General features: G+C 55.1%; 15 protein-coding genes. 10 read left to right on the top strand and 5 right to left on the bottom strand.

Annotated features, from left to right (window positions below):
• Window positions 1-31: 31 nt before the first annotated feature.
• On the top strand, window positions 32-1,165 hold the full coding sequence (locus BFV67_RS05660) for an integrase core domain-containing protein (RefSeq protein ID WP_235610606.1): 1,134 nt from the start codon (window positions 32-34) through the stop codon (window positions 1,163-1,165).
• Between the two features lie 5 nt (window positions 1,166-1,170).
• Here the strand turns inward: BFV67_RS05660 and BFV67_RS05655 are convergent, their stop codons facing one another.
• Window positions 1,171-1,830: a flavin reductase family protein gene (locus tag BFV67_RS05655; protein ID WP_069597985.1), complete on the bottom strand. Its 660-nt coding sequence runs from the start codon at window positions 1,828-1,830 to the stop codon at window positions 1,171-1,173.
• 246 nt (window positions 1,831-2,076) lie between these two features.
• On the opposite strand from BFV67_RS05655, the gene rnk reads away from it, so the two are divergent.
• Both rnk and yldA read left to right on the top strand, forming a co-directional pair.
• Window positions 2,077-2,487: a nucleoside diphosphate kinase regulator gene (rnk, locus tag BFV67_RS05650; protein ID WP_008501021.1), complete on the top strand. Its 411-nt coding sequence runs from the start codon at window positions 2,077-2,079 to the stop codon at window positions 2,485-2,487.
• Window positions 2,488-2,626: 139 nt separating this feature from the next.
• On the top strand, window positions 2,627-2,716 hold the full coding sequence (gene yldA / locus BFV67_RS24805; RefSeq protein WP_008501020.1) for a small membrane protein YldA: 90 nt from the start codon (window positions 2,627-2,629) through the stop codon (window positions 2,714-2,716).
• 10 nt (window positions 2,717-2,726) lie between these two features.
• Here the strand turns inward: yldA and BFV67_RS05645 are convergent, their stop codons facing one another.
• Window positions 2,727-3,965 carry a zinc-dependent alcohol dehydrogenase gene (locus tag BFV67_RS05645; protein WP_069597984.1) on the bottom strand — a complete coding sequence of 413 codons (1,239 nt, stop codon included), beginning with the start codon at window positions 3,963-3,965 and terminating at the stop codon, window positions 2,727-2,729.
• Window positions 3,966-4,145: 180 nt separating this feature from the next.
• Between BFV67_RS05645 and uspG the strand changes: the two genes are divergently transcribed.
• On the top strand, window positions 4,146-4,574 hold the full coding sequence (uspG, locus tag BFV67_RS05640; RefSeq protein ID WP_008501017.1) for a universal stress protein UspG: 429 nt from the start codon (window positions 4,146-4,148) through the stop codon (window positions 4,572-4,574).
• Window positions 4,575-4,635: 61 nt separating this feature from the next.
• On the opposite strand, the gene ahpF is transcribed toward uspG, so the two are convergent.
• Window positions 4,636-6,201, bottom strand: coding sequence for an alkyl hydroperoxide reductase subunit F (ahpF, locus tag BFV67_RS05635; protein WP_023326894.1), 1,566 nt, complete (start codon window positions 6,199-6,201; stop codon window positions 4,636-4,638).
• A 186-nt stretch (window positions 6,202-6,387) separates the two neighbouring features.
• On the bottom strand, window positions 6,388-6,951 hold the full coding sequence (gene ahpC / locus BFV67_RS05630) for an alkyl hydroperoxide reductase subunit C (RefSeq protein WP_008501015.1): 564 nt from the start codon (window positions 6,949-6,951) through the stop codon (window positions 6,388-6,390).
• Between the two features lie 675 nt (window positions 6,952-7,626).
• Between ahpC and citR the strand changes: the two genes are divergently transcribed.
• The 3 genes from citR (at window position 7,627) to BFV67_RS05615 (ending at window position 10,518) form a co-directional block, all read left to right on the top strand.
• Window positions 7,627-8,526, top strand: coding sequence for a DNA-binding transcriptional repressor CitR (gene citR, locus BFV67_RS05625; RefSeq protein WP_032663966.1), 900 nt, complete (start codon window positions 7,627-7,629; stop codon window positions 8,524-8,526).
• 157 nt (window positions 8,527-8,683) lie between these two features.
• Window positions 8,684-9,907: a phosphoadenosine phosphosulfate reductase gene (locus BFV67_RS05620; RefSeq protein WP_069597983.1), complete on the top strand. Its 1,224-nt coding sequence runs from the start codon at window positions 8,684-8,686 to the stop codon at window positions 9,905-9,907.
• Window positions 9,892-10,518, top strand: a complete 627-nt coding sequence (locus BFV67_RS05615; RefSeq protein WP_069597982.1) for an IbrB-like domain-containing protein — start codon at window positions 9,892-9,894, stop codon at window positions 10,516-10,518. The genes BFV67_RS05620 and BFV67_RS05615 overlap by 16 nt, the downstream gene beginning before the upstream one ends.
• Here BFV67_RS05615 and BFV67_RS05610 read toward each other — a convergent pair whose 3' ends face one another.
• Window positions 10,519-11,679 carry a pyridoxal phosphate-dependent aminotransferase gene (locus BFV67_RS05610; RefSeq protein ID WP_069597981.1) on the bottom strand — a complete coding sequence of 387 codons (1,161 nt, stop codon included), beginning with the start codon at window positions 11,677-11,679 and terminating at the stop codon, window positions 10,519-10,521.
• A 123-nt stretch (window positions 11,680-11,802) separates the two neighbouring features.
• On the opposite strand from BFV67_RS05610, the gene BFV67_RS05605 reads away from it, so the two are divergent.
• Genes BFV67_RS05605 through BFV67_RS05595 form a run of 3 tightly spaced genes read left to right on the top strand, consistent with a single transcriptional unit; the run spans window position 11,803 to window position 13,642 of the window.
• Window positions 11,803-12,417: a methylthioribulose 1-phosphate dehydratase gene (locus BFV67_RS05605; RefSeq protein WP_069597980.1), complete on the top strand. Its 615-nt coding sequence runs from the start codon at window positions 11,803-11,805 to the stop codon at window positions 12,415-12,417.
• On the top strand, window positions 12,414-13,103 hold the full coding sequence (gene mtnC, locus BFV67_RS05600) for an acireductone synthase (protein ID WP_008501009.1): 690 nt from the start codon (window positions 12,414-12,416) through the stop codon (window positions 13,101-13,103). Before BFV67_RS05605 ends, mtnC begins: the two co-directional genes overlap by 4 nt.
• A complete protein-coding gene (locus BFV67_RS05595; RefSeq protein ID WP_045909605.1) occupies window positions 13,100-13,642 on the top strand; it encodes a 1,2-dihydroxy-3-keto-5-methylthiopentene dioxygenase in 543 nt (180 codons plus the stop codon). The genes mtnC and BFV67_RS05595 overlap by 4 nt, the downstream gene beginning before the upstream one ends.
• Window positions 13,643-13,742 lie beyond the last annotated feature (100 nt).

Below are 13,742 nucleotides of genomic sequence, written 5' to 3'. Positions count from 1 at the left end.
ACTCGCTATGCCCTGGACTGAGACCCGACCTATGCAACGCCTTGATTTTATCCGTGCCTGCCATGAAGGTACGGACTCCTTCTCCGCTCTTTGCCGTCTTTTTGGTATCAGCCGCAAAACCGGCTACAAATGGCTTCAGCGTTTTGACCCTTCTGACCTGTCCTCTCTCTCTGACCGGTCGCGCGCACCATGCTCTCACTCCCGGACGGTTCCTGATGAGGTCGTCGGACACCTGACTGCCCTGCGTCAGAAACACCCTGACTGGGGCCCGAAAAAACTGCGGATGTGGCTCCTCAATCATCACGTCGATTTTACCGTTCCTGCTGCCAGCACTGTCGGCGATATCCTCAAGCGTGAAGGCCTGGTACCTGACAGAAAGAGAAAGCGCAGAACGCCGGGGAATCGCCGGCCCCTGACCAGCATCAGTGAAAACAATCAGGTCTGGAGCGCTGATTTTAAAGGCAAGTTCAGGCTGCTGAGCAGAGAGTACTGTCATCCCTTTACCCTGACCGACAACCACAGCCGGTATCTGCTGAGCTGCCGTGGAACAGACCGTGAGAGCGAGCCCTTCGTCAGGCACTGTCTGACGGAGGCGTTCCTGGAGTACGGTCTGCCGGACGTTCTGAGAACCGATAATGGTCAGCCCTTCGCAGGGACGGGTATCGCCGGGTTAAGTCGCCTTGCCGTCTGGCTGATAAAGCTGGGCGTCAGACCGGAGCGTATCCGGCGGGGCCATCCCGAAGAGAACGGGCGGCACGAACGCATGCACCGTTCCCTGAAAAGTGCGCTGGCGCAGGGGAACACCTTCATGACGATGGAAGAACAACAGCGGTGGTTCAGTGACTACCGGGAAGAATTTAACTACGAAAGACCGCATGAAGCCCTGGCGGGTGCAACGCCCGGAACGGTGTGGCACCCCTCGAAGCGACAGTGGGATGGCCGTGTTCCTGACTATGCCTATCCGTCAGGAGGAACGGTCTACAGGGTGAAATCGAGGGGGACACTCTATATGGGGAAAAAGGGGACGGTGTTCCTGAGTGAAGCGCTGACTGATGAGTACATCATGCTGGAAGAACAGGATGATGGCCTGGAGGCCATCATCTTCAACGGAATAACGCTTGCGTACTACGACCGAAAAACCCAGAGTGTGGTGCGGATAGACTAAAAGTGTTACCTATGTTCCCGGTCTGATCTGTCACCTATGTATCCGGTCATACAATCCGCGCCCGGGCGCACCATATCAAACCGGTTTTCATCGCTGATGCCATAGTACGCTGTCGGCCCACCCGCACGCAGGATGGGCTGCGCTTTCGCCGTCTGGTATATCCCCTCTTCCAGCAGCGTTTCGGCAATATGGATACCGACCACTTCCCCCAGCACCAGCCACGTGTCCACCGGCGTACCGTCGGCTCCGGTAAGCTGAATGCACTGGGACAGTCGACATTCAAAATTCACCGGGCTTTCTGCAACGCGGGGGGCGTTAACCAGCTGGCTGGCCGCTGGCGTGAGCCCGGCAAAGCTAAATTCATCCCGATCGTGGGGAAGCATCGCGGAGGTTTGATTCATCGCCTGCGCGAGATCGCGCGTTGCCAGGTTCCAGACAAACTCCCCGGTTTCCGTAATATTACGCACGCTGTCCTTCCAGCCGTTGCTGGAAAAGCCGATGATCGGCGGGCGGTAGTTAAAGCAGTTGAAGAAACTGTACGGTGCAAGGTTCAGCTGACCGGCCTTGTCGCAAGAGGAGATCCAGCCTATCGGACGTGGACCAATAATGGCGTTCAGCGGGTCATGCGGCAGGCCGTGCCCCTGAGACGGTTGATAGAAGTACATAATTCTCTCTCGTTGGTGGGCAACGCCCGGGTTCAGGACACTCAGCGTAACGTATTCCGTCAGGAATGAAGACTGAATAAATTTCAGCGAAAATTCATATGGCCCATGAATGTGACTTTCATCACTTCAAACTTGCGCGCTCAGCCAGTATCATCGGGAGAGTTAAACCCTCGCTGCCAGACGGCGAGGGTTTTCTTTTGGATCAGTTTCTGCGTTAGACGCAGCATTAACGACATGGAGTAAAAAATGTCCAGACCTACCATTATCATCAATGAGCTCGACGCAGAACGTATCGACAGGCTGCTGGAAAAAGCGGAATTTGCCTCGCTCCCCGTGGCCGACGCCCTGAATGAGGAGCTCGACCGGGCACAGATGTGCACGCCTGAGACAATGCCACATGACGTGGTCACCATGAACAGCCAGGTGAAATTCCGCAACCTGACCACCGGTGAAGAGTTGACCCGTACGCTGGTTTACCCCGCTCAGATGACCGACAGCAGCACACAGCTTTCTGTTCTGGCCCCTGTGGGTGCCGCACTGCTGGGGCTGCGTACGGGGGATACGATCCACTGGGAATTACCGGGTGGCGCGTCAACCCATCTGGAAGTGCTGGAGCTGCTCTACCAGCCAGAAGCCGCGGGCGATTACCTGCGTTAATCTCTTCTGAATAAGCGCCTACCCGCTTTGCACAGAGGATGCAGCCGCATCCTCTTTCCGCAAATTCACCCAATTTTCCTATACCGCGCAAAATGGCCTTAATCCACGCTTAACCTGTTTTGGTGCCGCGGGGACGGTCATGAGTGAGATAGGCGTTATCACACTTATCTTTCTGATTTTTGTGGCGATTATCGTCACGGCCGTGCTCTATCTTGAACGCCACTGGTAAGCGAACATTCTCAGGCAACCCCGCCCGGGAAGGCGTTCACCAGCCCTTTAACGGTCTGCTCTGCGGCTTCGGGGGTCTCTGCGCCCGGGACCAGAATCACCTTCCGGCACTCCTCCTCCCGTTTTTCGAAAATCTTATAGGCGCGTTCCGCATCCGCAAGGGGGAGATAATGGGTCACGATCTCTTCCGGCGTAAGCAGCCCTTTTTCGATCAGCGGTAACAGTTCACCCAGCCAGGCATGGACGTGCGTCTGGCCCATCTTAAACGTCAGCCCCTTATCAAAGGCATCGCCAAACAGGAAGCCATGGATAAACCCTGCGTATACGCCGGGTACGCTGACCACCCCGCTGCGACGCACGGCAGCAATGCACTGACGCAACGCTTTGCCGCTGCTGCCTTCGATTTTAAGATTGCTGAGGATCGTTTCCGTGGTGCTGCCTTTCGCTTCAAACCCGACCGCATCAATCACGGCGTCAACGCCGCGCTGGCCCGCGGTCTGCTCGATGATTTTTTCCGCCGCGTCGTTGTCATCATCGAAGTTGATGGGGATAGCGCCATAGCGCGCCTCGGCAAATCGCAACCGGTAGGGATGGTGATCGATAACAAAGATCTGCTCAGCCCCCAGCAGCCGCGCACAGGCAATGGTCAGTAGCCCCACCGGCCCGGCGCCAAAAACGGCTACGCTTGAGCCTTTTTCAATCTGCGCATTTTTTGCCGCCTGCCAGGCCGTGGGCAAAATGTCGGACAGGAACAGCGCTTTATCATCAGAAAGAAGCTGCGGGACTTTAAACGGTCCGACGTTACCCTTCGGCACGCGAACGTATTCCGCCTGCCCGCCCGGCACGCCGCCGTAGAGGTGGCTATAGCCAAACAGCGCCGCAGGCGCGGGAATTTGCTTTTTGTTCAGTGCGGCACCCTGCCCGGCGTTGGTATTCTCACAGGCCGCATACTGCTGGAGGCGACAGAAGAAACAGTCCCCGCAGGCGATAACAAAGGGGATCACCACGCGATCGCCCTTTTGCAAATTCTTCACCTCTGCGCCGCACTCGACGATTTCCCCCATAAACTCATGGCCAAAAATATCGCCGTGCTGCACCTTTGGGATCTTTCCGCGGTAGAGATGCAAATCGGAGCCGCAGATAGCCGTGGCCGTGACGCGCAGAATAATATCGTCGGGCTGTTCGATGATGGGGTCGGGGACATTCTCGACGCGAACATGGTGTGGACCGTGATACGTAAGTGCTTTCATGCGACCTCCGAAAGGTTCCGGGTAAGTGTATAAGGGTAGCTACCCCTGAAGGTCTGCCTGTGAATACGGGTCTTTTGAGATTTATCCTGGCAAGATAAGAAAACTGACGGAGCGCTTACAGAAACCATGACTATTTTGTGGTTGAATGAGTACAGCGTTTATAAACAAGGAGAAACGGGTATGTATCAAAGAATCATTATGCCGGTTGATGTTTTTGAAATGGAGCTGAGCGACAAGGCCGTACGCCACGCGGAGTTTCTGGCGCAGCAGGACGGTGTCATCCATCTGCTACACGTGCTGCCAGGCTCCGCCAGCCTGAGCCTGCACCGTTTTGCCGCCGATGTGCGTCGCTTCGAGGAACATTTGCAGCACGAAGCGGAAAATCGCCTGCAAACCATGGTCAGCCACTTCAGCATCGACCCTTCACGTATCAAAACACACGTCAGATTCGGCAGCGTACGCGATGCGGTCAATGAGCTGGCGACCGAACTGAAGGCAGACGTGGTGGTTATCGGTTCGCGTAACCCGTCCATTACCACGCATCTGCTGGGCTCTAACGCCTCCAGCGTCATCCGCCACACCCATATACCGGTGATGGTCGTCAGATAAAAAAAAGAGGCCACCTTTCGGTGGCCTCTCGCTATTGCAGGTGTAGCCTTACTTTCTTTTTTTATGCGGTTTTGGTGCGGATCAGGTAGTCAAACGCGCTCAGAGACGCCTTCGCCCCTTCGCCCGTGGCGATAATAATCTGTTTGTACGGCACGGTGGTGCAGTCGCCGGCCGCAAACACGCCTTTCACGCTGGTTTCACACTTGGCATCGATGATGATTTCGCCCATGCGGTTGCGCTCAATCGCCCCTTCCAGCCAGGTGGTGTTTGGCAGCAGACCAATCTGCACGAAGATCCCTGAAAGCTGCACGCTGTGCACGTCGCCGCTCACGCGGTCGCGGTATTCCAGACCAGTGACCTTGCTGCCGTCGCCCTTCACTTCCGTGGTCTGCGCGTTCAGCACGATGTCGACGTTTTTCAGGCTGCGCACTTTATCCTGCAGAACCTGGTCGGCCTTCATGTCTGGCGCGAACTCCAGCAGGGTTACGTGTTCAACAATCCCCGCCAGGTCGATCGCCGCTTCCACGCCGGAGTTACCGCCGCCGATCACCGCCACGCGCTTACCTTTAAACAGCGGGCCGTCGCAGTGCGGGCAGTAGGTCACGCCTTTGGTGCGATACTGATCTTCGCCCGGGACGTTCATGTTGCGCCATTTCGCACCGGTGGCAATGATGATGCTGCGCGCTTTCAGCACCGCGCCGGAGGCGGTTTCAATCTGGTGTAACCCCCCCTCAACCGCAGCAGGTACCAGCCTGCTGGCGCTCTGGCTGTCGATCACATCTACGTCGTAATCGCTGACGTGCGCCTTCAGCGCGCCGGCCAGCTTCTGGCCTTCGGTTTTTGGCACGGAGATATAGTTTTCAATGTCCACGGTATCCAGCACCTGGCCACCAAAACGTTCGCCCATCAGGCCGGTACGGATCCCTTTACGTGCGGAGTACACTGCCGCCGCCGCACCCGCAGGGCCGGAACCGACAATCAGCACGTCATAGGCATCACGTTTGTTCAGCGCTTCTGCGGCACGTTTTTCTGCACCGGTATCCACTTTGGCGACGATTTCCGTCAGCGTCATACGGCCCTGGCCGAATTCCTGACCGTTCAGATACACCGCCGGAACGCCCATCACGTTGCGATCGGTGATTTCATTCTGGAAGGTACCGCCATCAATTGCCGTGTGTTTGATGCGCGGGTTGAGGACCGACATCAGGTTCAGCGCCTGCACCACGTCAGGACAGTTGTGGCAGGAGAGCGAGTAATAGGTTTCAAACTCAAAATCACCGTCGATATCGCGGATCTGCTCCAGCAGCGCCTGCGCCTCTTTCGACGGATGACCGCCGGTCCACAGCAGCGCCAGCACCAGCGAGGTAAATTCGTGCCCCAGCGGCGAGCCGGCAAAACGCGGCCCCAGCTCAGAGCCTGGGTTAGTGATCAGGAAAGACGGCTTACGGACGTTAAGCGAGTTATCCTCTTTGAAGGTCACTTTTGGTGACAGTTCAGCAATCTCTGCCAGCAGTTCCTTGATCTCTGCCGATTTCGCGCTGTCGTCCAGCGTGGCAATCAGCTCAACGGGTTTGGTCAGTTTCTCAAGATAGGCCTTGAGCTGGGTTTTCATCGTGGTGTCGAGCATGGTTCTTCCCTCTCTTAAAACGTCATCATGCAAGCTGCCTTATACGGGCGGCCTGAATGCAACTTGCATCATGGTGCTGGAATGAAATGGGCGCGGGTGCGCCCATTGATTGCGGGTGGCTCGTCGTTTACCCGGCCTACGATACTGTAGGCCTGTGCAAGCGCAGCGCCGCCAGGCTTTACAGACTTAGATCTTGCCGACCAGGTCTAAAGATGGCGCCAGCGTTGCTTCGCCTTCTTTCCATTTAGCCGGGCACACTTCGCCTGGGTGAGAAGCGACATACTGCGCTGCTTTTACTTTACGCAGCAGGTCAGACGCATCACGGCCGATACCTTCAGCGGTAACTTCGATAGCCTGGATAATGCCCTGCGGGTCAACAACGAAGGTCGCACGGTCAGCCAGGCCTTCATCTTCACGCATGTTGTCGAAGTTACGGGTCAGGGCGCCAGTCGGGTCACCGATCATCGCGTATTTGATTTTGGCGATGGTTTCAGAGCTGCTGTGCCATGCTTTGTGGGTGAAGTGGGTATCGGTAGACACAGAGTAAACGTCTACGCCCAGCTTCTGCAGTTCGTCGTAATGGTCAGCCACGTCGCCCAGTTCGGTCGGGCAAACGAAGGTGAAGTCAGCCGGATAGAAGAAGAAGACGCTCCAGCGACCTTCGGTATCTTTCTCGGTTACTTCGATGAACTCACCGTTTTTGAACGCCTGGTTTTTGAAAGGTTTAATTTTAGTGTTAATCAAAGACATCTGTACTTCCTCCGTGTTTTCGTTGAGATGTAAGGTAACCAACTTTATCCATCGGGGCTAATGCGTATGCTTTATCAAATCAATCAGCCAAACCTTACAACGCCAACAAGACAACCTTGTGAACGGAACTAACGGAAAGCCTGAACGTAAAAAGGCCGCCCTGGTGGGCGGCCCTGATACCTGAACTTTCCACAGGAACTTTCAGTGCCAGCCTGGGCTGGCGTTGCGTTGCGCTCTACATACCTTATTTCAGGCCGTAACAGCGGTTTGATTACAGCACCGGTTTTCAGTTTGGGCAATGCGTCACGCCGGCATTCCGCCCTATGGCTGTGATAGGTTTTACCGAATAGCCTCCGCGTCTGCCTGACTCAACGAGAGGCTTAATAATGAGAATGAGTTGCAATAAGTGGTCTGCCTGGTGGCCAGAACGAAAGTGACAATAATGAGTCACAGCGAATGTATAACCAATAATGGTTATTTGAGAACAACGCCGCAAGTTTTAAAGATAAAAATATCTTAATAACGGCTGAAGTTCTATTTCAATAATCCAGCCTCGTGATATATTAAGCTCGTATTTAAAACAAATTAAGTAGGTTAATCACAAGGATTGTAAATGATTAACTTCGAACTATAGTTATCAGTAATGTGATGACAACAACACACTCAGGATGATTTATGGCAAATCTTTACGACCTTAAAAAATTCGATCTTAATCTGTTAGTCATTTTTGAGTGCATTTATCAGCACCTTAGCATTAGCAAGGCAGCGGAAACACTCTACATCACGCCCTCAGCAGTGAGCCAGTCCCTGCAACGCCTGCGCGCGCAACTGAATGACCCGCTTTTTATTCGTTCGGGTAAAGGCATTACCCCGACGACAGTGGGGATCAATTTGCATCACCATCTGGAAGAAAACCTTAATAGCATTGAGCAAACCATTAATATCCTGAATAACGCGCAGATCAAAAAGAGCTTTGTCATCTACTGCCCGCAGATTGTGGCCCATGGGCGCTTCGGCGGCCTGCTAAGCTCTCTGCTTGCCGAAGGGAATTACGACATAGAACATAATGATGTGGTCTTATCCCCTGAGTCAGCCGAGGATTTGCTCGCCTACCGCAAGGCCGATCTGGTGTTTAGCTTTGCTCCGGTTAACAGTCGCTCTATCGTCTGTACCCGCTTTATGAAGTTTTCAATACAGGTGGCGTGCAGCAAAGATCACCCCCGCCTCGGCGATAGCGCAACGCTCGAGGAACTCAGCCAGGAAAAATTCACGCTGATGCGCAGTCAGGAGAATGGCATAAAAGAGTTCCAGCTGCAGTCAAACATTCTCCTTCCGGAACGCAATGTCTGTTTCCGCAGTGACTCACTGCTTTCGATTATGAATATTATTGGCGTGAGTGATTTAATAGGCTTTGTACCAACAATATTGTTTGAACGATATAAAGACCATCTCAACCTGAAGAGCATTTCCTTGCCTTTTGAGACTCCGCAATTAGATGTTTATATGCTTTACAATCGCTCAGCGCTAAACAGCAGCGTGTTTTCGAAATTCATTGAAAAAATCGAAGCAGAATAATTTTCGATATTTCCTGAGGGCTTTTTAATTACATTTTGGCAACAAATTCGATAATGGAAGATCTTATTATTCCGGTTTCTCCTTAATATCTTTACTATTCATGGTTAATCAGCGTAAATAAAAGCCCCCGACAGTCATACTCAGGAAGAGATTGAACATGTCACTGTATAAATATCCCCTGCAGCTTAACGTGCTGGAGGCCGCGCAGGAGCGCATCGGCTGGACGTTCGCCACCTTTTCCCGCATCTGCGTCTCCTTCTCCGGCGGCAAAGACTCCACCGTCATGCTGCATCTCACCGCGCAAATGGCCCGGGCGCAAAAACGAAAAATCAGCGTGCTTTTTATTGACTGGGAAGCACAGTTCTCCTGCACCATTGAGCACGTTAATGCGCTGCGCGAAGGCTACCGGGACGTCATCGAGCACTTTTACTGGGTGGCGCTTCCGCTGACCACGCAAAATTCCCTTTCACAGTATCAGCCTGAATGGCAATGCTGGGCGCCGGACGTGCGCTGGGTGCGCCAGCCGCCGGAAGGCGCCATCACCGCTGCGGATTATTTTGATTTTTACCAGACGGGAATGACCTTTGAAGCCTTTGTCCGCTCGTTTTCCGACTGGTTTGCCCTGCACCGTCCGGCAGCCATGCTGGTGGGCATTCGCGCCGATGAATCCTATAACCGATTTTTGACCATCGCCAACAACCGCAAGCATCGCTTCGCGGACGATAAGCCCTGGACAACCACCGCGCCCGGCGGGCACGCGTGGTACGTCTATCCTCTTTACGACTGGAAAACCGCAGACATCTGGACATGGTTTGCAAAATCCGGAAGCAGCTATAACCCGCTCTACAACCTCATGTTTCAGGCGGGCGTCCCGCCGCGCTATATGCGCATCTGCGAGCCCTTCGGCCCGGAACAGCGCCAGGGACTCTGGCTCTATCACGTTCTCGAGCCCGAGCGCTGGGCCGCCATGTGCGAGCGCGTCAGCGGCGTGCGCAGCGGCGGCTTCTACGCCGGGCAGGACAACCACTTTTATGGCCACCGGAAAATCCTCAAACCCGATCACCTCGGCTGGCGCGACTACGCCATGCTCCTGCTGAACAGCATGCCGCAAAACACGGCTGAGCATTACCGCAATAAAATCGCGATCTATCTGCACTGGTATCAGAAGAGAGGCATGCCGGATATCCCCGAGACGCAGGACGGCGATATCGGCGCCAAAGACATCCCCTCATGGCGCCGTATTTGTAAGGTATTACTTAATAATGACTACTGGTGCAGGGCGCTGTCATTCAGCCCGAATAAACCTAAACATTATCAGCGCTACAACGAACGAGTGAAGGCGAAGCGCAAGGAGTGGGGCATTTTATGCGACAAAGAATAATTACCGAGATCGAAACGTACCTTCAGTCACTTTGCGAGGAGGATCGGATTACTGCCATCAATGCCTTTCGCGAAGCGATCCATAAAAACAGCCCTTTTCGCGAGCAACCGATAGACTGCGTTCTCTGGATCAAACAGGACGCGATTATCGCTAACGACTACAACCCCAATAACGTTGCCCCTCCGGAAAAACGGCTGCTCAGCAAGTCGCTCGAACTCGATGGATTCACCCAACCTATTGTTGTGACGGAAAGTGAAGCCCATCACTACGAAATTGTGGATGGCTTTCATCGCCACGAAATCGGCAAAAGTCGGGCGGCGTTAAAGCGTCAGCTCAGGGGATATCTCCCCGTCACCTGCCTGCGCCAGCACCGGAAGGATAAACATGACCGTATGGCCGCCACGATTCGCCACAATCGGGCGCGGGGTCGGCATCAAATCAACGCCATGTCAGATATCGTGCGCGAACTGGTACAGCTCGGCTGGAATGATGAGCGAATAGGCAAAGAGCTGGGCATGGACAGCGATGAGGTGCTGCGCCTCAAGCAAATCAACGGTCTGCTGGAGCTGTTTGCAGACCGCCGTTACTCAGAAGCGTGGACGGTGAAATAATCAGAGCGTGTTCAAACGCTCCGCCGCCGCCAGCAGCGTCGATTCCTGCTTCGCAAAGCACAGGCGGATCAGCTTGTGCGGGAAGGGATCGGCGCAGAACACCGACAATGGAATGGCGGCCACGCCGACCTCTTTCGTCAGCCACTGGCAAAAGCTGACGTCGTCCAGATCGGAAATCGCGCTGTAGTCGGCGAGCAGGAAATAGGTTCCTTCAGACGGCAAAATTTCCAGGCGGCTTTGGCTCAGCGCCGCCACAAACAGATCCCGACGTTCACGATAGAAGTGCGGCAGCTCGCGGTAATGCGCGGGTTCCGCGCGCAGCATATCCGCCAGCGCCAGCTGAGCCGGCGTGTTCACGGCAAACGTCAGGTACTGATGCACTTTGCGCAGCTCAGCGCTGATGGCCGCCGGGGCCACGCAGTACCCTACCTTCCAGCCGGTCATATGGTAGGTCTTACCAAACGAAGAGACGGCGATAGCACGCTCGCGAAGCTGCGGATGGGCCAGCACGCTGGCATGCCCTTCCTCAGCAAAGCAGATGTGCTCGTAGACTTCATCGCTCAGGACGTAAATTTCCCGTTCGGCGATAGCCTGCCACAGCGCGGCAAAATCGGCTTTTTGCCACACCGTCGCCGACGGGTTATGCGGCGTATTCAGGATCACCAGACGGGTTTTGTCACTCAGCAGCGCAGCAAACGCCTGCCAGTCAGGGCGAAAATGCGGCGGCTGGAGCGCCACGCGTTTCACCACGCCGCCGGAGAGTTCAACCGCAGGCGCATAGCTGTCGTAGCTCGGATCAAAGCAGATGACTTCATCCCCCGCGCGCACCAGTGCGGTGATGGCCGCATACAGCGCTTCGGTTGCCCCTGCCGTCACCGTAATGTCGGTGTTCGCATCGGGCTTATAGCCATACAGCTCCGCCGTTTTGTCGGCAATCGCTTCCCGCAGCGCCTGCACGCCCGTCATCGGCGCATACTGATTCGCCCCCTGCGCCACGTGATACGCCAGACGCGCCTGCAGATAAGCCGGGCCGTCGAAATCCGGGAACCCCTGAGAAAGGTTAATGGCGTTGTGCTGCTGCGCCAGGGCGCTCATCTGCGTAAAGATGGTGGTACCGAGGTTGGGAAGTTTACTTTGCGGAATCAAGGCGTTAATGCTCATTGTGTTGTGCCTGCTTGTAATACTTATGTTGCTGCCACTATAACACGATGTTAGTCTTTGGCAATCAAGACGCTTAGACGTCTAAACCATATGAATATTCCTGGCCGAGAGGGTAAAAGGAAAATGACAGACAACCTGCAACTCACGCATCTGGTCGACGCCTGCCGCTGGATCGGTGCCAAAGGCTGGGCGCCCGCTACCGGCGGTAACATGTCGGTGCGTCAGGACGAACATCTCTGCTGGCTCAGCGAATCCGGCAAGGACAAAGGTAGCCTCACAACCGATGACTTTCTGCAGGTGGAGATCGCCACCAACCGCGCGCCGTCCGGTCGCAAACCGTCGGCGGAGACCGGTCTGCACACGCTGATTTATCGCCTGTTCCCGGAAGCCAACGCCGTGCTGCACGTTCACACGGTTAACGCCACGGTGCTATCGCGTCTGGTCAAAGAGGCCGAGCTCACCATCAGCGGCTTTGAGATGCAAAAATCCCTCACCGGACAAACCACGCATCTGGACACGGTGGCTATCCCGGTCTTTGATAACGACCAGGATATCGGCGCCCTCGCCTCACGAATCGCCCATTACGCCCAGGAACGGCCGCTTAATTATGGTTTTCTTCTGCGCGGTCATGGCTTAACCTGCTGGGGACGCGACGTGGCCGAAGCCCGGCGTCATCTGGAAGGATTAGAGTTCTTATTTGAATGCGAAATGCGTTTACGACAACTGGAGAGAGTATGATTCGCGCGATTGTGACGGATATTGAAGGGACCACCAGCGATATTCGTTTTGTCCATGATGTTTTGTTCCCCTACGCGCGTGAGCGACTGGCGGCCTTCGTGACCGCGCAGCAGTACGCCGAGCCGGTGAAATCCATTCTGGACAACCTGCGTGATGAAATCGCTAACCCACACGCCAGCGTCAGCGAACTTATCGACGCCCTGTTTGCCTTTATGGATGAAGACCGTAAATCCACGGCACTTAAAGCGCTGCAGGGGATCATCTGGCACGACGGCTACGTTAACGGCGACTTTACCGGCCATCTCTACCCGGACGTGCTCCCGGCGCTGGAAAAATGGAAAGCGCAAGGGATTGATCTCTATGTTTATTCCTCTGGCTCCGTCGCCGCGCAGAAACTGTTATTTGGCTACAGCGACGAAGGTGATATTACTCATTTGTTCAGCGGCTATTTCGACACCCACATCGGCGCCAAGCGCGAGGTGCAGTCTTATCAGAACATTGCGGCACAAACGGGCATCGCCCCGTCGCAGATCCTCTTCCTCTCCGATATTCATCAGGAGCTGGACGCGGCTGAACAGGCAGGTTTTCGTACCCTGCAGCTGATTCGCGGCGATGATGACGGCGCAAGCCACCACCATCAGGTCCACCAGTTTGACGAGATTAACCCGGAGCAGATCCCTTCATGAGCGCATTGACCATTTATTCCGACAAAGACGCCAGTCAACACCAGTGGCACAGCACCGACGCCGCCGAGATTGCCCAACAGCTCAACGCGAAAGGCGTGCGGTTTGAACGCTGGGCGGCGGATCGCGATTTAGGACACGATCCCGCGCCTGAAGCCGTGATCGCGGCGTATCAACATGCGATCGACAAACTGGTGGCAGAGAAGGGTTACCAGAGCTGGGACGTGATCAGCCTGCGCGCCGACAATCCGCAGAAAGACGCGCTGCGCGCGAAGTTCCTGAACGAACACACCCACGGCGAAGACGAAGTACGCTTTTTCGTGGAAGGCGCGGGCTTGTTCTGCCTGCACATTGGCGATGAGGTGTATCAGGTGCTGTGCGAGAAAAACGACCTGATCTCCGTGCCCGCGGGCACGCCGCACTGGTTTGATATGGGCTCAGAGCCGAACTTTACGGCGATTCGTATTTTCGATAATCCGGAAGGCTGGGTGGCGCAGTTTACCGGTAACGCCATTGCGGATGCGTATCCGCGCCTCGCTTGATCTTTTCGCCCTCTCCCTGTGAACTGAGGGAACCCCACAAAGTCATGCGAGCACTGTGCTATCCCCTCGCCCCTCCGGGGAGAGGGTTAGGGTGAGGGGA

It is taken from the genome of Enterobacter roggenkampii (assembly GCF_001729805.1).
Lineage (GTDB): Bacteria > Pseudomonadota > Gammaproteobacteria > Enterobacterales > Enterobacteriaceae > Enterobacter > Enterobacter roggenkampii.
This window is presented reverse-complemented; position numbering and strand designations above follow the sequence as displayed.

Coding starts and splice junctions, on each gene's coding strand:
- BFV67_RS05660 (WP_235610606.1), top strand. CDS start 32: ATGCAACGCCTTGATTTTATCCGTGCCTGCCATGAAGGTACGGACTCC.
- BFV67_RS05655 (WP_069597985.1), bottom strand. CDS start 1,830: ATGTACTTCTATCAACCGTCTCAGGGGCACGGCCTGCCGCATGACCCG.
- rnk (WP_008501021.1), top strand. CDS start 2,077: ATGTCCAGACCTACCATTATCATCAATGAGCTCGACGCAGAACGTATC.
- yldA (WP_008501020.1), top strand. CDS start 2,627: ATGAGTGAGATAGGCGTTATCACACTTATCTTTCTGATTTTTGTGGCG.
- BFV67_RS05645 (WP_069597984.1), bottom strand. CDS start 3,965: ATGAAAGCACTTACGTATCACGGTCCACACCATGTTCGCGTCGAGAAT.
- uspG (WP_008501017.1), top strand. CDS start 4,146: ATGTATCAAAGAATCATTATGCCGGTTGATGTTTTTGAAATGGAGCTG.
- ahpF (WP_023326894.1), bottom strand. CDS start 6,201: ATGCTCGACACCACGATGAAAACCCAGCTCAAGGCCTATCTTGAGAAA.
- ahpC (WP_008501015.1), bottom strand. CDS start 6,951: ATGTCTTTGATTAACACTAAAATTAAACCTTTCAAAAACCAGGCGTTC.
- citR (WP_032663966.1), top strand. CDS start 7,627: ATGGCAAATCTTTACGACCTTAAAAAATTCGATCTTAATCTGTTAGTC.
- BFV67_RS05620 (WP_069597983.1), top strand. CDS start 8,684: ATGTCACTGTATAAATATCCCCTGCAGCTTAACGTGCTGGAGGCCGCG.
- BFV67_RS05615 (WP_069597982.1), top strand. CDS start 9,892: ATGCGACAAAGAATAATTACCGAGATCGAAACGTACCTTCAGTCACTT.
- BFV67_RS05610 (WP_069597981.1), bottom strand. CDS start 11,679: ATGAGCATTAACGCCTTGATTCCGCAAAGTAAACTTCCCAACCTCGGT.
- BFV67_RS05605 (WP_069597980.1), top strand. CDS start 11,803: ATGACAGACAACCTGCAACTCACGCATCTGGTCGACGCCTGCCGCTGG.
- mtnC (WP_008501009.1), top strand. CDS start 12,414: ATGATTCGCGCGATTGTGACGGATATTGAAGGGACCACCAGCGATATT.
- BFV67_RS05595 (WP_045909605.1), top strand. CDS start 13,100: ATGAGCGCATTGACCATTTATTCCGACAAAGACGCCAGTCAACACCAG.